Origin of the sequence: Streptomyces sp. NPDC088387, assembly GCF_044753385.1 — a bacterium.
GTDB lineage: Bacteria > Actinomycetota > Actinomycetes > Streptomycetales > Streptomycetaceae > Streptomyces.
The window spans coordinates 344,297-365,805 of record NZ_JBIVNC010000006.1 but is presented as its reverse complement, the minus strand read 5'-3'; the positions used below and the strand labels follow the sequence as shown (position 1 = coordinate 365,805).

16 protein-coding genes are annotated in these 21,509 nt (G+C 70.1%); 7 read left to right on the top strand and 9 right to left on the bottom strand.

The annotated features are described in order from the left end of the window. Positions 1-22: 22 nt before the first annotated feature. A complete protein-coding gene (locus tag ACIQAC_RS18725; protein ID WP_402192366.1) occupies positions 23-4,315 on the bottom strand; it encodes a discoidin domain-containing protein in 4,293 nt (1,430 codons plus the stop codon). Positions 4,316-4,569: 254 nt separating this feature from the next. Between ACIQAC_RS18725 and ACIQAC_RS18720 the strand changes: the two genes are divergently transcribed. Beyond that, positions 4,570-5,055 (top strand): DUF6174 domain-containing protein, encoded by a 486-nt coding sequence (locus tag ACIQAC_RS18720; protein WP_402192365.1) that lies wholly within the window; start codon positions 4,570-4,572, stop codon positions 5,053-5,055. A 115-nt stretch (positions 5,056-5,170) separates the two neighbouring features. Here the strand turns inward: ACIQAC_RS18720 and ACIQAC_RS18715 are convergent, their stop codons facing one another. Further along, a complete protein-coding gene (locus ACIQAC_RS18715) occupies positions 5,171-7,744 on the bottom strand; it encodes an NPCBM/NEW2 domain-containing protein (RefSeq protein WP_402192362.1) in 2,574 nt (857 codons plus the stop codon). A 310-nt stretch (positions 7,745-8,054) separates the two neighbouring features. After that, complete coding sequence (locus ACIQAC_RS18710; RefSeq protein WP_402192360.1) at positions 8,055-8,936, bottom strand: GNAT family N-acetyltransferase; 882 nt, start codon at positions 8,934-8,936, stop codon at positions 8,055-8,057. A gap of 170 nt (positions 8,937-9,106) precedes the next feature. Between ACIQAC_RS18710 and ACIQAC_RS18705 the strand changes: the two genes are divergently transcribed. After that, positions 9,107-9,865, top strand: a complete 759-nt coding sequence (locus ACIQAC_RS18705; RefSeq protein WP_402192358.1) for an SDR family NAD(P)-dependent oxidoreductase — start codon at positions 9,107-9,109, stop codon at positions 9,863-9,865. A gap of 24 nt (positions 9,866-9,889) precedes the next feature. On the opposite strand, the gene ACIQAC_RS18700 is transcribed toward ACIQAC_RS18705, so the two are convergent. Continuing rightward, positions 9,890-11,863 carry a hypothetical protein gene (locus ACIQAC_RS18700; RefSeq protein WP_402192356.1) on the bottom strand — a complete coding sequence of 658 codons (1,974 nt, stop codon included), beginning with the start codon at positions 11,861-11,863 and terminating at the stop codon, positions 9,890-9,892. Between the two features lie 263 nt (positions 11,864-12,126). On the opposite strand from ACIQAC_RS18700, the gene ACIQAC_RS18695 reads away from it, so the two are divergent. Then, a complete protein-coding gene (locus ACIQAC_RS18695; protein WP_402192353.1) occupies positions 12,127-13,578 on the top strand; it encodes an alpha/beta hydrolase in 1,452 nt (483 codons plus the stop codon). A gap of 32 nt (positions 13,579-13,610) precedes the next feature. Here the strand turns inward: ACIQAC_RS18695 and ACIQAC_RS18690 are convergent, their stop codons facing one another. Then, positions 13,611-14,042: a methyltransferase domain-containing protein gene (locus ACIQAC_RS18690; protein ID WP_402192350.1), complete on the bottom strand. Its 432-nt coding sequence runs from the start codon at positions 14,040-14,042 to the stop codon at positions 13,611-13,613. A 122-nt stretch (positions 14,043-14,164) separates the two neighbouring features. Between ACIQAC_RS18690 and ACIQAC_RS18685 the strand changes: the two genes are divergently transcribed. Both ACIQAC_RS18685 and ACIQAC_RS18680 read left to right on the top strand, forming a co-directional pair. Continuing rightward, a complete protein-coding gene (locus ACIQAC_RS18685) occupies positions 14,165-15,022 on the top strand; it encodes an NAD-dependent epimerase/dehydratase family protein (RefSeq protein ID WP_402192348.1) in 858 nt (285 codons plus the stop codon). Positions 15,023-15,096: 74 nt separating this feature from the next. After that, positions 15,097-15,969 carry a LysR family transcriptional regulator gene (locus ACIQAC_RS18680; protein ID WP_402192345.1) on the top strand — a complete coding sequence of 291 codons (873 nt, stop codon included), beginning with the start codon at positions 15,097-15,099 and terminating at the stop codon, positions 15,967-15,969. Here the strand turns inward: ACIQAC_RS18680 and ACIQAC_RS18675 are convergent. Both ACIQAC_RS18675 and ACIQAC_RS18670 read right to left on the bottom strand, forming a co-directional pair. Next, a complete protein-coding gene (locus tag ACIQAC_RS18675; RefSeq protein ID WP_402192343.1) occupies positions 15,966-16,931 on the bottom strand; it encodes a catalase in 966 nt (321 codons plus the stop codon). The genes ACIQAC_RS18680 and ACIQAC_RS18675 overlap by 4 nt on opposite strands. A gap of 178 nt (positions 16,932-17,109) precedes the next feature. After that, positions 17,110-18,114, bottom strand: a complete 1,005-nt coding sequence (locus ACIQAC_RS18670) for a 2-dehydropantoate 2-reductase (RefSeq protein WP_402192341.1) — start codon at positions 18,112-18,114, stop codon at positions 17,110-17,112. 166 nt (positions 18,115-18,280) lie between these two features. Between ACIQAC_RS18670 and ACIQAC_RS18665 the strand changes: the two genes are divergently transcribed. Together ACIQAC_RS18665 and ACIQAC_RS18660 are read left to right on the top strand one after the other, a co-directional pair. Then, positions 18,281-18,547 carry a hypothetical protein gene (locus ACIQAC_RS18665; RefSeq protein WP_402192338.1) on the top strand — a complete coding sequence of 89 codons (267 nt, stop codon included), beginning with the start codon at positions 18,281-18,283 and terminating at the stop codon, positions 18,545-18,547. 316 nt (positions 18,548-18,863) lie between these two features. Further along, positions 18,864-19,655 carry an ANTAR domain-containing protein gene (locus tag ACIQAC_RS18660; RefSeq protein WP_402192337.1) on the top strand — a complete coding sequence of 264 codons (792 nt, stop codon included), beginning with the start codon at positions 18,864-18,866 and terminating at the stop codon, positions 19,653-19,655. A gap of 391 nt (positions 19,656-20,046) precedes the next feature. Here ACIQAC_RS18660 and ACIQAC_RS18655 read toward each other — a convergent pair whose 3' ends face one another. Next, positions 20,047-20,778 (bottom strand): hypothetical protein, encoded by a 732-nt coding sequence (locus tag ACIQAC_RS18655; RefSeq protein WP_402192335.1) that lies wholly within the window; start codon positions 20,776-20,778, stop codon positions 20,047-20,049. A 130-nt stretch (positions 20,779-20,908) separates the two neighbouring features. Continuing rightward, positions 20,909-21,331, bottom strand: a complete 423-nt coding sequence (locus ACIQAC_RS18650; protein WP_402192333.1) for a CBS domain-containing protein — start codon at positions 21,329-21,331, stop codon at positions 20,909-20,911. Positions 21,332-21,509 lie beyond the last annotated feature (178 nt).

Below are 21,509 nucleotides of genomic sequence, written 5' to 3'. Positions count from 1 at the left end.
GCGGGGCCGAACAGCGGTTGCGCTACTGCCGGTTGATGGTGAACGTCGACGTGGTGTTGCGTATGTCCACGGCGTTGTTCTCCAGTCTCAGATTGACGAAGGTCGCCGAACCGACCGCCGGTCCCTGTCCGGGCTCGGGCAGTTCGTTGGCCCAGATGCCGAAGCCGGACTTGGCGTCGTAGGCGTCACCGCTCTTCTGGGCGCCGGTGATCGACACGTTGGTGAAGACCGTGTCCTGGACGGGGTTCTGCGGCTGCCCGCCGACGTAGTTCGTCTGGAACATGATCCCGCTGTACGTGGGATCGACGATGTCCACGTCGGTGACCCGGATGCCGGTGTACACCCTCGACGCCGAGAACATCCAGATGGCGCCGAAGGTCTGGCTGCCCCAGAAGTGGCCGCCCGCCCGGACCAGTGAGGCGTTCTCGACCCTGGTGGTGCCTGGTCCGAAGCCGTTCATCGGGTAGCCGAAGTCGAGGGAGCTGATGGTGATGCCGGAGTAGACCAGCGTGTCCGCGATGTGCAGGTTGCGGAACACGTTGTTCTCGCCGCCGTAGACGGCGATGCCGGCCGCGCGCCAGGTCAGCGTCGACGTCAGGTTCTCGTAGACGTTGCCGGTGTTGTTCCCGCCGCCGTTGTCGGTCGCGGCGAAGAGCGCGAAGCTGTCGTCTCCGGTGGACCGTGCCTCGTTGTTCTGGACGAGGTTGTTCTGCGAGCCGTTCGTCATGTTGACGGCGTCGGCGAACGTGTCACGGATCCGGCTGTTCCTGATGGTGACGTTGTCGCTGTTGGCGGCCCAGTACAGACACATCTGGTGCTCGACCCACAGGTTGTCGATGGTCAGGTTGCTGACGTTGGAGAGGTCGCCGAAGACCTTTCCGGGGCCGTCGTTGCGGGAGTTGTAGTTGCCGAAGTAGGAGAAGTTGGCGAACGTCGAGCCGTTGGCCGAGCTCTCGATCCGGAAGCCCACGTCCGTGTTGGACTGACCGGTGGGCGCGACGAACCGGCTGTACCAGGGCCCGGCGCCGATCACCCGCACGGCCTTGCCGTAGACGTTGAACTTGCTGGCCGTCTGGTAGTTGCCCGCCGGCAGGTAGACGCCGATCAGGTTGCCGGTGGTGTCCATGCGCACCCGGTCCAGGGCGTTCTGCACGTCCTGCTGGGTGAAGCCGGCCGGGGTGGTGTAGCGGGCCGGGTCGGGGTTGGCGATCTGGGCGACCTGCTCGGTGTTGATGAAGTCGATGGTGTACTGCGAGGTGTTGGCCGCGTCCTTCTGGAGCCGGATCTTCGCACCCGCGGGCACCGTCGAGTCGAGCATGACGTTGGCCTCGTCGTAGATGTGCCGCGGGGCGCCCGAGCCCGGCGAGTTGCTGGGGCTCGCCTCGGCGCCGTACAGCCACGAGTACTTCGAGGTCAGGTTGATCGCCTTGTGGAAGGCGCCGTTGACATAGATGTTGAGGGTGGAGTCGATACCGCCGCCGCCCGGGGAGTCGGGGATGGAGAAGCGGGTGACCAGGGTGTTCGTGGGCGCGGTGGTGGTCCACTCGACGTAGTTGCCGGTGTTGTTGAGGGTGACCGCGCGCCGCCCGGAGGCCTCGCCCGCGGGGTCGCCGACGGTGCGGTTGGGTCCGATGACCGCGGCGCCGCCGCCGGTCACCCCGTCCTCGGCCTCGAACGCGGAGAACGGCAGGTTGGCGCCGCGGCCCACGAACAGGGGCTTGGTGGAGGTGTTGTTGGCGCGCTTGACCGGCAGTTCGTTGGCGTCGTCGGCGATCACCGTACGGACGGTGTACTTGCCGTTGACGGCCGTCCAGGAGCCGAGCGCGACCGGGGCGGTGGTGGCCCCCGCGGCGATGGCGCCGTTGTAGGTGCCGGTCAGGGTGCGGACCGTGCCGCCGCTCTCGTTGAGCACCGTCACGGTGATGGCGTGACCGCCGGAAGCGGAGGCCACGTTGCCCTGGTTCCGGACGGCGACGGTGAAGTTGACGTTGTTGCCGGACGCCGGGTTGTCCGGTGACCAGCCGACCGGTGAGGCCACCAGGTCGGCGCTCTGCACGGCCCGGACCACCAGCGGGGAGGCGGCGGTGAAGCTGTTGTTGGTGTCGTTGACCTCGACGACCGTGTTGGCCTCGTCGACACGCGCGGACAACTGGTACGACCCCGCGTCCCGGGTGCCGATGGACGCGGTCACGTCCGCGCTCGCACCCGCGGCGAGGGCGCCGACGTTGGCGGTGCCGACCCGGGCCGTACCGAGGTAGAAGTTGACGTTGCTGGCCGGGGAGGCGGCGGAGCCGGTGTTGGTGACACGGGCGGTGAGACCGACCGTGTCGGTCTCGATCGGGGAGGCCGGGTTGGCGGTGACGTTGCTGATGGTGAGATCGGGGTTGGGCGCCGGGTCGCCGATCACCTGGAGCTCGCCGATCTGGCCGCCGGGCGCGCCGTTGTTGCTGTTGATCCGCACCTGTACGTCGGCGGTCCGCGCGGTCACCGGGATGGTGACGGTGTTGCCGGTGCTGGGGCTGAAGTTGTAGTTCGCGGCCGACACGAGGTTGGTGTAGCCGGTCGCGTTCTGCTCGCGACCGAGGATCTGGATGTTCTGCGTACGGGGGCCCCAGATCGGGTCGGGGTTGAGCTTGATGACGACCTGGGAGATGTCGGCGTTGGCCCCGAGCCGGACGGTGAGCGTGCTGGGCCAGACGCCGCTGGCGCCCTCCCAGTAGGTGCCCACGTTGTTGTCGACGGCGTTGGTGCCGACGAAGGTGTGGACGTGCCCGGACTCCACGACCGGTTTACCGACGGCGAGGTTGGTCGCGAGGATGCCGGCGCCGTCGCTGAGGGACTTGGCGCTGAGCGCGGAGGTGTTGCCCGCGGCGTCCTTGGCGCGCACCTGGTAGGTCACGGTGGCGCCGGCCTTCTGCCGATCGGTGAAGGAGGTGACATCACCGGCGACACTCTTGCGCAGCTTGTTGTTGGCGTAGATGTCGTAGCCGGTGACCTTCTTGTTGTCACTGGACTTCTGCCAGGTCAGGCGTACGTCGCCGGAGTCGGCGTTGGCCCTGCTGGTCAGGTTGGCCGGCTGGGTCGGCGCCTGGGTGTCGCCCTTGGCGGCCTTGCGGGTCACCGTGTTGCTCGCCGGGGACTGGTTGCCGGCCGCGTCCCGTGCGGTGACGTGGTAGGCGAGCCTGCTGTCGGCGGGCTGGTGGTCGGTGTACGAGGTCGCGTTGCCGGCGACGGTGGTGCGCAGGGTGTCGCCGAGGTAGACGTCGTAGCCGGTGACCTTCTTGTTGTCGCTCGCGGGCTGCCAGGCGAGCGCGACCTGGCCGGTCTGCGGCTGGCTCAGCTTCAGTGAGCGGGGGGCGGACGGCGCCTCGGCGTCGCCGGTCGCCGGGCCGTAGACCTCGAACTCGCCGAGCCGGGCACCGGACTTCTGCGAGGCGCCGGTCAGGGCGAGGCGCACGTACCGGGTGGTCGTGGTGTCGAAGCTGATCGTCGCCTCGTTGCCCTTGTCCGGGTCGAACCGGTAGTCGGCGGCGGCGACCAGATCGGTGCGGTGCTTGCCGTCCGTGCTGCCCTGCACCTTCAGGGACTGCGTCCGGGCGTCGAACCCGGCGGGCAGCTTCAGCACCAGCTTGTTGACCGCGACGGCCGCGCCGAGGTCGGTCTGGATCCAGGGTGCGGAGTCCGTCCTGCCGCTCTGCCAGTAACTGTTCGCGTTGGCGTCGGCGGCGCCGGTCGCGGCGTGTCCGGCGGCTGAACTGCTGGCCGTCAGCCGCTTCCCGCGGGCCAGGTCACCACTGCTGCCGGTGGCCCGGTGTGCCTCCAGCTCGGCCAGCTGCCCCGCGTCCGCGGCGCTGTTGGCGGTGATCTCCACCCGCAGAAAGCGGGTGTCGAGCGCGGGGAAGTCGATCGTGACGGTGTTGTCGTCGCCCTCGGCGAAGGTGTACGTGGCGGAGGCGACGAGGGTCCGGAACGCCGTCCCGTCCGCACTGCCCTGCACGGACAGCGTCTGCTTGCGGCTCTTCCAGCCCTGGGGGAGCTTGAGCACCGCCTGGTCGATCTTCGTGGTGGCGCCGAGGTCGATCTGCGCCCACGCGGGGAACTTTCCGCGGTCGCTCTGCCAGTACGTGCCGCGGTCGCCGTCGTTGAGGGCGGCGGCCGTGTGGCCGCGGGTGCTGCTCGCCGCGCCGGCCGTGCCGGTCGCCAGGTCCGGACCGCCGTCCGTGGCCAGGGCGGGGAGGGTCGGTCCGCCGACTGCCAGGAGGCTGCCCGCCAGTGTCAAAGCGAGCGGGCGCCATCTGAATCGCTTGCTGCCCATCGTGCTCCTCGTATGCGGGAGGTGAGTGAGGTCCGCGAACATCCGTCCATGTCAGGAAGTTGCATGCATACAGTCGTGATGGTCACGGTCTTGCAAGTTATTTGCATCAGCTTGTTGAAGCGTTGCAGAAGGAAGCCATCGCGTCCATGCTCATGACAAAGATCGGTACGGACCACCGAACGCCGGCGCGCCCACCGGCGTCATAGGTGCAGCTGACGTCGCCCTGGACGCGGCGCACTTCGCAGGGGGCTGCCATGACCGCCGTACGTTCCCGGACCAGGTCCGTCTTCTCGGCCACCGCCGTGGCCGCGGCGCTGCTGTGCGCCACGGCGGCGTGCGGCAACGAGGCGGCACAGGAGGCGGGACGGGGCGCCGAAGGTGGCGGCGGGACGCCCTGGGAGGAACCCGACGCGTACGTGTACACACTCACGTCGAGCGAGGGGGAACGGTCACTGATCGGCACGATCCGTGTGACCGTGCGGAACGGGAAGGTGACCGGGGCGGTGGGGCTCGACGACAGCGGGCGACGGGTGGTCGAGCAGGACCCGGGCGAAGTACCCACCGTGGGCGAGCTGCTGGAGGAGGCGGAGCGGGCCAGGCAGAACGGCGCGGTCACGGCAGACGTCAGCTACGCCGCCGACGGACACCCCACGCGGATCGACCTGGACCAGGACAGGAACACGATCGACGACGAGGCCCGGTACGTCATCAGCGCCTACGAGGCCCGGGGCCGGTCATGAACGAGAACTCGGGAAACACACGAAGGCCCGTGTGACCGGCACTCCGGTCGGCCTCACTTGGAGGTCGTCCGGAGCTGCCGGGCACACGGGCCGGGGCCGCGAGCAGGCCGGTGGTTCAGCAGGTGAGGCGTGCGTCCGCCCAGTCGGCGTGGTCGTAGCCGCTGCCGTCGCCGCCGTCGGTGACCCGCAGCCGCAGGCTGTCGGCGCCGGTCAGGTCGACGTCGACGGGGGCCGCCGGGTCGCTGCCGGTCAACCGCGGGCTCTTCCAGACCTGTTCACCGTCCGCCCAGACCTCGAAGACGACACTGCCGAGGCCTCCGACCTCCGCGTCGACACCCACGGCGGCGGTCAGCGCGGTGCACCGCTTGCCGAGGTGGAGTCCGACCTCGGAGGTGGCGTGCACACCAAGTCCCTTGGCGTAGGCGGTGGTGCCGATCGTGAGCGGCCGGCCGTCACCGGCGCCCTGCTCCCCGTTGCTCAGGTCGGGTTCGACAGGACCCCAGCCGTTGCTCTGCGAGACGAACGTCAGATCACTCACCCACGGCCGGCCACTGGGCGGGGCGGGCAGCGGTGCCACGGTGACCGTCACCGGGTTGGAGCGGACCCGTTCGCCACGGACCGTGGCTTGGGCGGTGATGACGGCCCGGCCCTCGCCCACCCCGGTGACCACACCCTGGCTGTCGACGGTGGCGACGGACGGGGCCGAGCTGCGGTAGGTGACGGTCACGGGCGTGGTGCTGGTGTTGTCCTCGTTCAGGGCGAGGTCGTCACGGCTGACGGTTACCTCGGACGCGGCCATGTTGGTGGTGCTGACCCGCTGGTTGAAGCCCTTGGCGTAGCGGTTGTGGGAGAGGGTGATGTCGTCGCCGCCGTCGAAGGTGAACAGCGGGGCGGTGCTGGTCGCGGGGGGCGCGTCCGAGGACAGCTTCGCCGTGGTGCCGACGTGGAGGGGCTGGTCGGGGCCGCCCAGGTGCAGTCCGGAGTAGTGCTGGACCCGGTTGTCGCGGAAGGTCAGGTCACCCACGCCGCGGCCGGAGATCACCGTTCCGGAGGTGAGGTTGAAGTCGTTGTCCTCGATCAGGACGTTCCGGTGCACGGGCTCCCCGGTGACGGTGTCCTGGTTCGTGGGATCGAAGGAGATGACCGGGCTGGACGGGCGGTCGAAGACGTTGTCGCGGATGACGACGTCCCGCACGGGCCCGGACTCGTACCAGGAACGCGCGTCGGAGGAGATGTAGATGCTCGACATCGTCATGCCGTCGAAGTAGTTGTCCTCGATCCGCACCGGCTTGCGGGTGGTGACGAGGATGCCGCGGGTGGGGACCGCCTCGAAGATGTTGCCCTTGATGACGACGGAGGGTGTGTAAGTGGTGTTCTCCGCGGCGTAGTCACCGGGCGCGTTCAGCACGGCGTCGGGCAGCGGCCGGTCGACGACCACGGTCATGTCGCGCAGATACGTCGCCGGGTCGGCGCCCGGCGGGACACTGCGCCCGGTCGGCCCGTCCACCGAGACGACCCTGGCCGTCGCTCCGGGCACCGCGAGCATGGTCCGCTTGCTGACCAGCTCGATCACGTCACCGGGATAGAACTGCGGAAAGCCCGAGGTCTGGTCGTGCATGTACCGCAGCTTGAGCTGCTTGCGGCCCGCGTCGGCGTCGGTCACCTGGAGGTAGGTGCCGTGCACGTTGATGGGGTCGTCCTGCGGGTTGTCGAAGACGCAGTTGGTGATCCGGACGGTGCCCTTGACGCCGGACATCTGGATGTGGTCGGCGAAGCTCGACGTCACCCGCCCCGTCCTGCGGTCGGTCTTGAACACGACCGAGTCGACGGTGATGTCCTCGCTGAACTGGCCCACCAGCCCGAAGCCGTGGAGGTAGCCGAGCCGCATGTGGTCGACGGAGACCCGCGACGACTCCCAGAACAGGCCGCCCGGGGTGTCCCGGGTGTCCTCGCGCATCACGTAGACATAGCCGTCGTCCGTCGGCGCGATCCCGTTCCTGTAGACGATCTCCAGCCGGCGCTCGCCCCGGTCGGTGATGCTCGCGACGTTCTCGAAGACCGGGTTCGACGTCCGCCAGGTCCTGTTGGACACGGGGTCGTGCACCTGGGCGTAGTTGAAGGAGTTGGTGCCCGTCCAGTACGGCTTCCCGGTGACCGGGCTCCGCTCCCCCGACCAGCGCACGGAGGTGCCCTCGATGGCGTAGCGGTAGGTCCTGGGCACGGAGATGATCCGGTAGGCCCGGCCGTCCCTGACGCCGGTCTCGGCCACCGTGATGTCGACGGTCTTCGGATTGACCCAGTCCTGCTTGAAGTTGGTGAAGCGCACGTCGGTGGAGCGGATCGCGGCGAACACGGTCTGGAAGCCGTGGTTGAGGATGGTCGCCCCACCGCCGTCGACCACGACGTCGTCCATGTCCTCGATGAGGATGCCGATGCTCTTCGTCTTCAACGCCTGGTTGGCACCGATGGTGTTGCTGACGTACAGCTCCCGCTGGGGCGCGCGCTCGGGGTAGATCTGGTAGGTGCCGGGGGCGAAGTGGATGGTGGTCGGGCGGTGCAGCCGCTTGGCGTGCGCGACGGCCGCCGCGATCCCGGGCGCAGAATCCGACTTCCCCGTACGGTCCGCACCAAAATCGGTCACCTCGACGACCGTACGTCGGCGGTTGTCGACGGACGCTCCGCTCGTCACAGGTCCGATGACTGACTTCTCCGAACCCGGTCCCGCGTTCTGCTCGGCGGCGTCAGCGGGGAGCGCGAAGCACAGGGCTGCGACGCCACATCCTGCTACGGCAGCGGCAAATGCCCTGACGCGGCGGGAGGTACGGGCAGACCACGGATGCTTGGATCGCATGGCGTCCCCTCTCAGAACCGAGCTCGATATCCGATGTATATGACGCCAAGGAAGATAGAGCCGGACTCCTCAGAAGGACAAGGGAAACAACAAAACCCAACACAGCCGGCTCATCACGTCGTCCGCCCGACAGCCTCTGCGTGGCGCTCTACAGGTCGAGTTGGTACAGCAGCGAGGTGTGCGTCGGCAGATAGCCGAGGGCGTCGTTGACGGCCCTCATGTGCCGGTTGCTCTCGGCGGTGTCCGTCAGCAGGCCGTCCAGGTCCGGGTGTGTCTCGGCGGCGTGCCGGATCGACTCGGCCTTCATCCACCGGGCGAGGCCGTGCCCGCGGTGCTCGGGCAGGACTCCGGTGCCGTAGTGCTGGCCGTCGCCCCTGCCGTCACCGGGGACGACCAGCTCGGTGAAGCCGACGATCTCGCCGTCCGGCACACTGACGGCGGCGACGGTGTGCAGGAGATCGCCCCGCTTCTCGACGGCCCGCGCCGCCGCCCGGACCCGGTCCACGTCCCACACCACCCGGCCGTGGTCGGCGTCGTCCATCGGCATGTCGTCCATGGCCCGGCGCGACGCGGCGAAGGTCTCCGCGAGCGCGTCGGGGACGCAGCCGCTCCACGACTCCAGCCGGTAGCCGGGGTGGGGCTGCCGGACGATGTCGGCAAGCACGGCACGGTCCGCCGAGGCGAGCGCGAGCCGTACAAAACGCAAGGTCAGGACCTTGCGAAAGCCCTGCGCCGCGAGGAACGGATCCCCGGGCGACGCCGCGTCGGCCTGTGCCGTGACACACCGCCGCCCCTGGGCACGGGCCGCGGCCACGGCCGCCGTGAGCAGCCGCGCGCCGACCCCGCGCCGCCGCTCGGCCGGATGCACGGTCAGCGTGAGCTCGGCGAGGTGCGCCTGGCCCGGCGAGGTGAACAGGCGCAGGAAGGCGGAGCCCACGGGCACGTCGCCGTCACCGGACGCGAGCCAGGCCAGACGGTGGCTGGTGGCGGTGCGGTCGGGGTCGGTCAGTGCGGTGATGCGCGTCGACAAGGTCTCTCCGTCGTGAGTCGGCCGGCGGCCGCCCACACGGCCCCCGGCAGGAATGTGCAAGGACGCGGGAGGATCTTTCTTTCGCCGCCCCGGCGCCCCTTGGTTGCCTGGAAGTGTCACATTCTCGCGTGGAGATCACATGCTCCACCGGCGTGCGCAGGAGGCACATCATGCAGGTAGCCGTGGTCACGGGAGCCAGTTCCGGGATCGGCCGGAGCGCGGCCGTGAAGATCGCCGAGCGGGGTGTCGGAGTCGTCCTGACCTACAGCTCGAACGCGCAGGGCGCGAAGGACGCCGTCGCCGAGATCGAGTCGCGGGGCGGCACCGCGGTCGCGCTGCCCCTGGACATCGGCGACGCGTCCGGCTTCCCCGCGTTCCGTGACGCCGTCGCGGAAGCGCTGCGCACCACGTGGCAGCGCGACACGTTCGACCATCTCGTCAACAACGCGGGCTTCGCGGGGATGGCGATGTTCGAGGACACCACGGAGGAGTTCTTCGACCGGCTGACCAGCGGCCTGTTCAAAGGACCTTTCTTCCTCACGCAGACGCTGCTTCCGCTGATGGCGGACGGCGGGGCCATCGTCAACACCACCAGCAACTCCGCGCTGCCGCACATCACCGCGCCCGGCTACTCGGTCTACGCGTCGCTGAAGGGTGCGTTGACCGTGCTGACCCGGTACATGGCCAAGGAGTTCAGCGCGCGTGGCATCCGCGTCAACTCGGTCGCGCCGGGCGCCACCCGGACCCGCTTCGCCGACAACGCGTTTGAGCGCAACCCGGAGATCATCCCGGAACTGGCGCGCTCGTTCGCGCTCGGGCGGATCGGCGAACCGGACGACATCGGCGCGGTCGTCGCCCTGCTGGTCTCGGACGACGGCCGCTGGATCACGGCCCAGTCCATCGAGGTCTCCGGCGGCCAGAACCTCTGACCGCCGGCACCGGCATCCGGCAGGTCAGTCGCTGACCTGCACCACCACGGTCGCCCCGGCCCGCACGGTCGGTGTGGCGTAGGTGTACGTCACACCGTTGACCTTCTTGGTGCGTACGTGCTGGGGGACGCCGTTGACCTTGATCCGCTTGTGCACACCGGTGAAGCGGGCCTCCCAACGGTAGGAACCCTTGCGGGCGTTGTTGGTCAGCGTGCTCCTGGTGTGACCGTCGTGCCGCACGGTGACGGTGTCGTTGCCGACGGGCACGTCGGCGGACCTGAGCCACTTCATGCCGGACGGCAGCCGGGACTGGGTGGTGACCGTGCGCTCCCCCGCGTTGGGCGCGATGCCCATCAGGCCCTCGACGGTCTGGCTGACCAGGGTGAACGACACCTCGGGGTAGTCACCGTTGGGGCCCTGGCGGGAGTTGATGTGCTGGGCGTCGCGCTGGCCGTAGATCCGCTGCATCCACCACCAGGCGGTGTCGTTGCGGTTGTTCTTGAACAGCATGTCGGGCAGGTACGTCGTCGACTCGATGTTGGGCGAGCCCTGCGGGCCCAGCTCCTCCTGCTCGATGTAGTCGAGGTAGGCCTCGTTGCGCGGGCCCGGTTCGAGGATCTGCTTCAGCGGTACGAAGACGCTGTTCTCCTTGCCCCAGCCCGTGACCGGCTCGCCGGAGGTGGTGTAGGCGCGGACCATGTCGGCCCCGCTGCCGCGGCCGCTCCACTCGTCGTTGTAGTAGGCCTTGAGGTCGGCGGCCCGGCGGTCGTACTTCCGTGCCAGCGCCATGTCGCCCTTGCCCCGGGCGAGCACGGCCACCGCCAGATACGCCTGGTACTGGGCGGCGATACCGTCGCCGGCCTCGGCGAGACCGTCGCCGTCCTGCTCGTTGTAGCTGGCGGCTCCCTGGAAGATGCCGTGGCCGGTGCCCTCGGCGACCTTGACCCTGCCGTTGGGCTTGGCGCTGTTGTGCAGGTCGATGAACTCCTCGGTGGACTTCAGGTAGAAGTCCCACAGCACCGGGTCGTCGACGTAGCGCCGGTCGCCGCTCCACAGGTAGGCCTGGGCGGCCTTCTCGACGAGTTCGAAGACGGCCGGCACCTCCCGCACGTAGTTGTCCGGGGACTTGTAGTCGATGCTGAGGTACGTCTTGGCGTCGAAGTTGACCGCCCAGACCGGGAAGTACTTGTGCTCGGCGGTGGACGACTGCGCGTACGAGCGCAGCATGGTCCGGTTCTCGGTGTTGAGTCCGAGCAGCTGCGCTCCGGCCAGCTGGTGGGTCATGTCCCGGGAGTAGTAGGCGCTGCGGTTGGAGTACCCGGCCCAGTAGGTGCTGGTGTACTCGGCGCTGCCGTTGCCGCCGGTCTGGTACTCGTCGACGTTGACCGGGCCGACCGTGCCGGGCAGCTGCACATAGCTGTTGGCCTTCTTCTTCGCCCAGTCGAACATCTCCACGACCTGCGGGTCGGACGAGGTGACCTTGGGGTCCGAGGAGGCGGCGGGCGAGATCATCAGGTCGTCGACGTTGACCCAGCGGGTGCCGGAGCTGAAGGAGATCTCCAGGCGGTCGCCGGTCTTCAGCTCGACGTCGCTGATGGTGTACCGGGCGTAGGCCTCGCGCAGCGGCAGTTCGATCGTGCGGACCGGCTCGCCGTTGCGCCGGATCGTGTACGTGCCGCCGGTGCCGGAGCTTCCGACCCAGGCCGAGAAGTCGTAACTGCCGTTCCTGGGCGCGACGATGGTCTTCGCGGCGGTCTTGCCGGCTCCGGCGTCGAGGTAGAGGAAGCGGGCGCCGCTCCGGGAGTTGCCGGTGCCGACCCCGGTTCCCGAGCCGAAGGTCCAGCCGGTGCCGCCGTTCTCGAACCCGGCGTCGTCGAGGGTCAGTTGGGGTCGGGCGGCGCCGGTTGCCGTGTCCTCCGCCGCCGCCGCGGACAGCGCGGGCGCCGTCGGCATGAGCAGGGCAACAGCGGTGAGCAGCACGAGCCGTGAGTTCTTCATCGAGTCTCCCGGTCTACGGACCCGGCGGACGGCCGAGCGGTGGGCGGCAAGCTAGCAGGAGCGGAAGAGAGCGTTCAATATCACCTCGGTCACCGGCCGCCCCAACTGATGACGTATGTCACTGCTGATGGGGCGGTGCCGGCAGAACACTTGGTGTCACCACGCACACGCCGGGCCAGGCCGTCCCGGCGTGCGGTCCGGCATGGGCGAACGGTCCCGCGCCCATCCTTGCCGCCACCCCCACACACCCAGGAGAATTTCGCATGCGCAAACGTCTGTCCCTTGTTCTGGCGGCCACCGCCGTGGCGGCGACCGCGTTACCGGGAGTGTCGGTGGCGGCGACGCCGGACACCCTGCGCTGGGGCCCGTGCCCGAAGGACGTCACGGCGCCCCGGCTCCAGTGCTCGACGCTCGAAGTCCCCCTCGACCACCGGCATCCGGACGGCCGCGTGATCGAGCTGACGATCTCCCGGCTGGCGAGCGAACACCCGGAGCGGCGCCGCGGTGTACTGCTGACCAATCCCGGCGGACCCGGCGGCGCCGGGCTCGACTTCCCGGCCGTGCTGGCCGGCGCCGGGCTGCCGCAGGAAGTGCTGGACACCTACGACGTGATCGGCTTCGATCCGCGCGGTGTTGGTCACAGCACGCCCGTGACCTGCGATCTGACGCCGGAACAGCAAGCACGCGGCAACTTCCCGCCGTACGCGCACACCCCGGCCGACGTGGCGCGGGCCGCCGGTGCCGCGCGGACCGTGGCCGAGCAGTGCGCCACCTCGGGCACGTCGTGGATGCTGCCGCACACCACGACCGCGAACACCGCCCGCGACATGGACCGGATCAGGTCCGCGCTGGGCGAGCCGAGGATCTCGTTCCTGGGCGCCTCCTACGGCACCTATCTGGGCGCGGTGTACTCGACGTTGTTCCCCGGGCGCGGCGACCGGATCGTGCTGGACAGCAACCTGGGCCCCGGCGGGTACGACATCACGGCCATGCGGAACTTCGCCCGTGGGCTCGAGGACCGCTTCCCGGACTTCGCCCGGTTCGCGTCCGCGCACCCCGACTTCGACCTCGGCGGCACACCGCGGCAGGTGAAGGCGGAGTTCTACGAACTCGCCGAGAGGCTGGACGAGCAGCCCGTCGACGGGGTCGACGGGACGCTGTTCCGCGGGCTCACCTTCGGACTGCTCTACAGCGACGCGACCATGCCGCTGCTCGCCAGGTCCTGGCAGGCCCTCGACACGGGCCGGCCGCTGCCGCCCCAGCCTTCGTTGCCGAATCCGGAGAACCTGATGGCCGCCCGTTTCTCGGTGGTCTGCGGTGACACCCGCTGGCCGGCGTCGGTCCGGTCGTATCAGCGCGATGTGGCGGTCGACCGGCTGCGGTACCCGATGCTGGGCGCGTCCACGGCGAGCATCGGACCGTGCGCGTTCTGGCCGCGCGAGCGCGTCGAACCGCCGGTGCGCATCGGCGACCGGGGCCCGTCGAACGTCCTCATGGTCCAGAACGAGCGCGACCCGGGCACACCCCTGGCCGGTGCCCGGCAACTGCGGGACACCCTGGGGCGGCGCACGGTCATGGTGACGGCCGACGAGGGCGGCCACGGCGTCTATCCGTACGGCCCCAACACGTGCGCGAACAACGTGGTGACGGAGTTCCTGACCACCGGACAGCGCCCCGCGCACGACCTCGCCTGTGCGAAGGAATCACGCGGGTAGACGCCGAGGGGACGGCTCGCGTGGGGTGACCCTCAGCGCTGGAGGCGGAGTTCCGGCAGGGGAGCGCCGCCGTCGACGAAGAGCCGGGCGTCCGCGGTGGTCGCGAGGGCGATCCGCCGCAGCGCCCGCTCTCCGGCCTCGGGATGCCGTCCGTCGAGAGCGCCGACACGGACGGCGAACACGAGGTCGTAGAGTTCCTCGCCCGGGTCCAGGACGAAGTCCTCGGCCGCGGCGCGGCGGACCGTCATCCGGCCCGACGCGATCTCGGCGACCGCGGCGGCCTCGGCCCGGGCGACGGCGGTGGCGGACCGGTCGACGGCCAGGATGTGGCCGGTGGTGAGGCGGGCCGCGACGGCTCGCGCGGCCGCCCCGGGGCCGCATCCGATCTCCAGCACACGGAAGTGCGGCTGGAGCGGGAGCGCGTTCACGATCGCGGCGAGGCGCGGCGACAGGGCTGCGGACACGTCCGCCAGGGTACGCCCGCCGCTCATACCCGTAGGGCATCACAGACGACGGAACAGGTCTTGGACGGGCGCCCGGGACACGTCGCAGGCTGGGGGTGACCAGCGAGGAAAGGACTCATCCCATGAAGGTCTTCGTCACCGGCGGTTCGGGTTACATCGGCAGGGCGGTCGTCGCCGCACTGGTCCGTGAGGGCCACACCGTGGAGGCACTGGCGCGCAGTGAGCGGGCCGCGGACGTGGTCGGCGGGCTCGGCGCCCGGGCCGTCACCGGCGGGCTCACCGATCTGGACGTACTCAACACGGCGGCGGCCCGCGCGCAGGCCGTGATTTATCTCGCCCAGGCCGACTCCGGGGAGGCCGACCTGGCGGCGGCGGGCGCGATGCAGGACGGCATCGGCGGCGGCACCTACGTCCACACCGGCGGCAGCTGGGTCTACGGCGACACCGACGGCGTCTCCGACGAGGACGCGCCCTGGAACCCGCCGGCCCTGGTCGCCTGGCGCGAGCGGGTCGAGACGGAGGTACTGCGGCGCGCGGAGCGGGGCGGCCGGCCGGTCGTCATCCGCGCGGGCCTCGTCTACGGCCTGGGCGGCGGACTGATCGACATCTTCTACGCCGGTCCGGCCCGCCGGGACGGTGTCGTCTCCTGCATCGGCGAGGGCACCAACCACTGGTCCCTGATCCATGTCGAGGACCTCGCCGAGCTCTATGTCGCGGCCCTGCGGGCCAGGCCCGGAGCGGTCTACGTGGGTGTCGGCGGCGTCGACCCGACCGCCCGGGACGCGGCGCTGGCCGTCAGCCGCGCGCTGGGCATCGACGGAAAGGTGCGGTCCGTCTCGCCGGCGGAGGCCCGGGAGACGATGGGCCCGATCGCCGACGCCTTCCGGCTGGACCAGCGGTTCTCCCCCGCGCGTGCGCGGGCCGAGCTGGGCTGGGTGCCCCGCCACACCGACCCGCTCACCGTACTGGCGGGCGGCTGACCCGGGCCCGGCCCGGTCCCCGCGGATACAGTGAGGTCAGCCCCGGCACGGCGGGAAGGCGGCGGTGCGACGCCATGGACGACCTCGATCTGCGCAAGGTCCGCTACTTCGTGGCGGTGGCCGAGGAGCTGAACTTCGGCCGCGCGGCCGAGCGGCTGCACCTCGCGCAGCCCGTGGTCTCCCGGCAGATCCGGGCACTGGAGGACGAACTGCGGGTGCGGTTGTTCCGCCGGGACCGGCGGGGCACCGAACTCACCGCGGCGGGGCGCCAGTTGCTCGAAGAGGCCCGGCCCCTGCTCGCCGCCGCCGAGGCACTGCGCCGCCGGGTCGTGTCGGCCGCCGCGGACACCCGGGTCTTCACCGTCGGCTTTATGCCGGGCCTCACCGTGACGTCCGCGGTGCGGGCACTCAAGCGGCGGCATCCGGATCTCGACGTCCGGCTCCTGCGGACCACGTGGGACGACCAGGTCGAGGTGTTGCGGGACGGCCGGGCGGACGTCAGCCTCGTACGGCTGCCGATCGACCAGCGTGATCTCCAGGTGCGGCCGCTGTTCCAGGAGGCCCGGGTGGTGGCCCTTCCGGTCGGGCACCCCCTCGCGGGGAAGCGGTCGGTGAGCATCGCCGACCTGGCCGGCGACCATCTGCTCCAGAACCCGGACGCCGTACCGGAGTGGCGTGACATCGCCGTCGAGATGCGGTCCGGCACCCGCCCGGAGGTGCCGCCCGTGCACAGCGTGGAGGAGAAGCTGGAACTCGTGGCGTCCGGCGCCGGTGTCTGTGTGATCCCCCTGTCCACGGCCGGTTTCTACACCCGGCAGGACGTGGTCACCTCCCTCGTGGAGGACATCGCGCCCAACCAGGTGTGTCTGGCGTGGATGGCCACGAGGCGGTCGCCACTCATCCATGACTTCGCGGACGCGGCGGCACCCCCGGACCCGGCGGTCTAGCCCGCCTCGTGGCGGTGGGCCGCGGAGACGCCGTACGCGTGCGGCCGGAACGCCAGCACCCGGTCGTCCGACACTTCGAGGCCCGCCGCCAGCCGGGTGGGATCGAAGACATGCTGCTGCCACTGGTCTTCCTGGGGCGAGCGGCCGGTGACGACGATCCGGCCGGCCACGAGCAGACGCCGGTGCTCGGGCCAGGCCTGCGAGGGGTCGTGCGTGGGGTCACCCGGCTCGGCCAGCTGGAAGACCAGGGTGAAGCCGACCGACGTCTCCTTCAGCCGCGCGTCCAGGTCCGCGATCAGGAAGTCCGCGGCGAGTGTCCTGGCGTACTCCGGGTCGAGGTCGACCTCGCCGAGTTCCGGGACGAGCCGGTAGCGGAAACTCTGCCGCTTCCCGTCCGCGTCGATCATCGTGAAGGCGTGCAGACCGTCGAACCGGGTGGTGGCGAAACTGGCCTGGGGCGGCTTGCTGAGAAAGCCTTTCAGGGCGTCACGGCTCTCCGGGCGCCGGGCGAGCACCGAGGCGACCTTTCCGGCGCCCAGCACCTTCCCTTTGCCGGTGCCGGAGTTGGCCTCGGCGAGGGCCTCGACGAGTTCGACGAACCCCTCGGGGGTGCTGCTGGGGAAGACCCGAAAGGTGGCCGCGACCAGGTCCGTGACCGCCTTCCCGTCCTCCAGGAACTTCACGGCCATCCCGCGCACGCCCCGCGTCCTGTCGTCCGCGTCGTACCGTCCGGAGCCGTTGGAGAACCGGATGACCGCCTCGGAGGGACTGGTCAGGTGGGTGGCGGTCGTCCAGCGCGCGATCTCCTCGCTGGGGGTGAACTCCGCCGCGTACACGGCTCCTCTGGCGTGCAGCCGGCGGTCCTGTCTCCGTGGCCGGTTGGCCGCCTCGATCCGCTCGATCGCCTGCGTGGCCGTCATACCGTCCGCCGTGACGGACCCGTCGTAAGGCTCTGTGTGCATGAGGGACAGCTTTCTGCTCAAGGCCCGGTGATCGACAACGTGCGGCAAGTACAGCGAACACCCAGTGCCTTGGCAAGGCCGCCCGGGAGCCATCGGAACCCGCCGCGCGGACATAAGTGGAGATAGTGACTCCGTATATTTTTCCCGGCCCGAGCCGGCCTGAGCCGTCCCCTCGTTCTCAGCCCGCGGCCAGCAGTTCCGCGTACAGCTCGGGTCCCGTCCAGGTGCGTGGCGCGGTCTCCGCCTCCCGGACCAGGGCCATCAGGCGGGCGTTGGCGGGGGCGGTGCGACCGTGGGCGGTGGCGAGGGCGACGATCTCGCCCTGGAGCGACTCGATCTCGGTACGGCGGCCGCGTTGCAGGTCCTCCCACATCGAGGAGCGGGCGTGGGCGTCGATCCGGAGGGACGCGGCGGCGACCCGGCGGAAGAGCGTGTCGGGCAGGGCCAGGACGTACGGGGTGACGCCGGGCGCGGAGGGGCCGAGGCGGGCGGGTGCGACGCCCGCGGCGCTGTACGCGGCGAGGGCCTCGCGCTGGCACAGGGCGAGGCAGCGGCGGTAGGCGCGCTGTGCGAGCTGGTCGCGCAGGGGCAGCCCGGAGAGGGCGTTGATCGCGTTGTTGAGGTTCATCAGCAGCTTGGCGTGCTGTACCTCGGACATGTCGGTACGGGCCTCGATGGCCAGGCCCGCGCCCCGGAACGCGGCGACGAGTGTGTCGTCGGGTTCGGTCATGAGCCGGCCCGGCATGCCCTGGTGCACGGTTCCGGGCTCGGACTGGACCACGTTGTAGGGCACCATCCCGGCCAGCACGGTGTGTCCGGGGAGGGCGGCGCGCAGGGTGGCGGGGTTGTGCAGCCCGTTCTGGAAGCTGACCACCACGGCGCCGGGGGCGAGGTGGGCGGCGAGGTCCTTGGCGGCGGACCCGGTCGCGGCCGTCTTCACCGTCACGAGCACGTAGTCGGCGCCGGCCGCGGCCTCCGGGCCCACGGCAAGGGTCAGCCGGTCCGGTGTCACGTGGACGGGCGGCCGGTTCGACGTGCTGAGGGTGAGCCCCCGCTCGCCCAGTACGTCCATGGCCGCGGCCCTGCCGATGAGCACCACGTCGTGTCCGGCGGCGGCGAGGCGGCCACCGAGATGGCAGCCGATGCTCCCGGCACCCAGGACGGCGAAACGGGGCTTGGACATGGGCGGACTCCTGGACCTCGGCCGGTGACGGACAGCACCTGGTGGCGTATGACGGCCACCCTCACACACACCTCGTGACCGCCGGCAGCCCGGAACGTCCCCAGGTTTCCCGCTCACCACCGGAGGTACCCGCGTGGCACGTGATCCACAGGGAAGGGAGTACGTCGTGGCCGACCGGCACCGTACGGGCGAGGACGGCGAACCCGTGCCGCGGGACATGCCCGACCAACTGGCGGGTGAGGGTGATGACCCCTGGGACATCACCCCGGACCTGAGCGAGGCCGACAAGGCCGGGACCGCGGACAAGGCCGCATCCGCGGACAAGGCCGAGGACGTACCCGACACCGACGAGGCCGGCACGTCCCGCCGGGATGAGTCCAATCCGGCGTCCCCTCAACCCGAGGACCCACACCCGGACGAGTCCCCCGCCTGAGGCCGGGCGCCGGGGGCTGTCAGCCGCCCGGCGTCCGGAACCGTCCGCGGCCCAGGTGTCCGGACCGGAGACGGCACAGCGGCCACGCCCGGTCCGGCGCGGCGGAACTCCTCGCCGCCCTCGGCGACTTCGGCGCCGGGAGCGGGCCGGGCGGGCGGCGGAATCCCGCCGGATCGGTTCCCGCCTTGGCCGAATCCTACGATCGACCATTCACGATCTCAAACTAACGAAATAAAATTCAGGTATCTCTTGACGTGCCACGCGCTCGCGGCGATTCTTGGGGCAGGGAACTCCGGGTACGCAGGGAGAGGCAGTCATGTCCGAGTCGCCCCGGGCAGCTCAGTCGATGAGCGGGGACGGCACCATGAGTGCGCGCGCCGGCGGCCGTCCGCGGATCACCACGCGCCGGGACGCCGGCCGGCTGGTCGTGGCCGTCGGCGGCGGGCTGTGTCTGGACGACGCCGAGATGCTGGAGCGCACCCTGCGCGCCGCCCTCAACGAGCCGGTCCGGCACGTGGAGCTGGACCTCGGCGGCCTGGAGTTCTGGGACTGTTCCGCGCTCAACGTGCTGCTGAAGTTCCGCCGGCAGGCGCTCGGTGACGGAAAGTCCCTCGTCGTCACCGCCACCAGCGTGGTGGCGGACCGACTGCTCGGCCTCACCGACACCCTGCCCCTCTTCACCCCTGCGCAGATGAACACGGATCACTCGAACCAGACGGATCACTCGAACCAGTCAGAGCACCCCGACCGCTCCCCCGCCACGGACCACGAGCCCGGCGCCCCGCCCGGCGCCACCGAGGACGGCCTGCGCTCCGAGGTCGTACAGCTGCGGCGGGCGATGGCGACCCGCCCGGAGATCGACCTGGCCCGCGGCATCCTCATGGCGTCCTTCGGGCTGAGCGCCGACGAGGCCTGGGAGGTGCTGGTCATGGCCTCCCAGCACACCAACACCAAGCTCCACCGGCTCGCCGCGGACGTGGTGACCGCCGTGAAGGGCCAGTCCCTGCCGGACGGGATCCAGGATCAGCTGAACGGCGCGGTGGCCCGGGTCAAGGCCGTCACCGAACGCTCGGCACGGGACGGGACGGACCCCGGAGGACGCGGCTGACGTGACGGAGCCCGGGAGCATGTCCAGCTCCCGGGCTCCAGCTTGCCACCCATTTGCGCACACCGGCGGCGTTGAAGAACGCGGGTCATGCTGAGATCGACGTGTTCTGCCTTTGAACTACAGCGCCACGCAAGAGGCGCCGGAGGGACTTGAACCCCCATCCGTCGATGTTCGCCCACGCTCGGTCGATCCGGTGTTCGGCGGCGAATACTGAGACTGGAGCGAGAATCTGAGTTTCACGGGGCCGCCTCTGCCGGCTTGGGCCACCCCCGCACGTGGTGCGGGGAGAGGGATTCGAACCCCCAACTGACACCCCTGGTTCAGCTTCAACATCAGTTTCAGCTTGCGCTCATCGCGCACCCTCCGCTCGCGACGGAGGGCGTGTGTGGGGCTACCGGAAGAGGTAGCCGAATACCGCGTCGCCGATCCGCTGGTCGGTGACCTCGGTGTTGTTCGCCTCCTCACGGGCGAACTTGACGGCCTGCTGGAGCTTCTCGACGCGGTCGAGGAGCTCGTTGACCCGCCGGGCGGGCAGCGCGCCGGAGAACTTCACCGTGGTCCAGTAACCGACCGGGACGTCCTCGTAGTACACCTCGACCTGCGCCGGGTGCTTCTCCGTGGCCTCGGCCTTCACGTGGTTGCGCGGAACCTTCTTCGTGCGGATGGTCCGCACCGGGTCCGTCTTCCACGAGTCCGTCGAGGGGTCCAGGCTCCACGACTCGGAGGCGTCGAGCACCGGCAGCTTGCGCACGAAGGTGTGCAGATCGGTGAGCTGCTTCTCCAGGAACAACAGGTAAGGGACGGGCACCTGGGGCAGCAGTACCGTGCCGTCGACCACCACGTCCGCGACCGCGGACCGGTTCGCCCAGTCCTTCGTCGCGGTCACGTCGAAGAGCCGCGTCAGTGTCCCGGCGGTCGCCCGCAGCGCGTCCTCGGCCTTGATCTGCACCCGCGTCGACTCGGGCGGCAACTGCTCGCCCTCCTCGTCCTTGGGCTGGTAGGTCCGGGAGATACCGGCGAGCAGGGCCGGCTTCTGCACGTCCTGGTGGGCCTGGGTCAGCTCCTGGAGGGCCTTGGACTTGACGCCCTTTTCGACTGCGATGATCTGATTCAGCTTCGGCACACGGTGAACCTAACAACTCCACACCGTAAGCACATCCGATTAAACGACCACCCTGTCCCTTCCAGGTGTTGGGCCTCGTCCCTTCCAGGTGTTGGGCCTCAACCCTTCCAGGTGTTGGGCCTCAACCCTTCTAGGTGTTGGGCCTCGCGGCGCTGATGTCGCCCAGCGCCGAGTGCTCGTCGCGCTCCACGGCCAGGTCGCCCAGGGAGACGATGCCCACGGGCCGGTCGTTCTCGTCCACCACGGGGAGCCGCCGCACGGAGTGCTCGCGCATCAGCTCGACCGCCCGGTCGAGACTGTCGCCCGGCGTGACGGTGACCAGGTGCTCGCTGCCCGCCTCCATCACGGTGGACACCGCGGGATCCAGACCGTCGGCGAAGGCGCGCACGACCAGGTCGCGGTCGCTCACCAGGCACCTGAGCCGTCCGCCGTCCGTCACGAGTACGGCCCCGATCCCCTTGTCGCGCATCAGCCGTGCCACGGCGGCGACCGAGGCCACCGGCTCCACGGTGACCGGAGCGCTCGTCATGATGTCCCGTACGTGCTGAGCCATGTCGGGTCCCTTCTCTTCGACGGCGTGCCGGGCAGCGGCCGGGTACCCCTCCTCGCCCACCCTCACCTTCCGCATCGCCGGCCGGCCACGGACCGGCCGGACCACCGGGCCCCGACCAGCCGGACCACCCTTCCCCGACCGGGTTCGGCGGGCCGTCGCCGCGGGTACCCGGAACCCC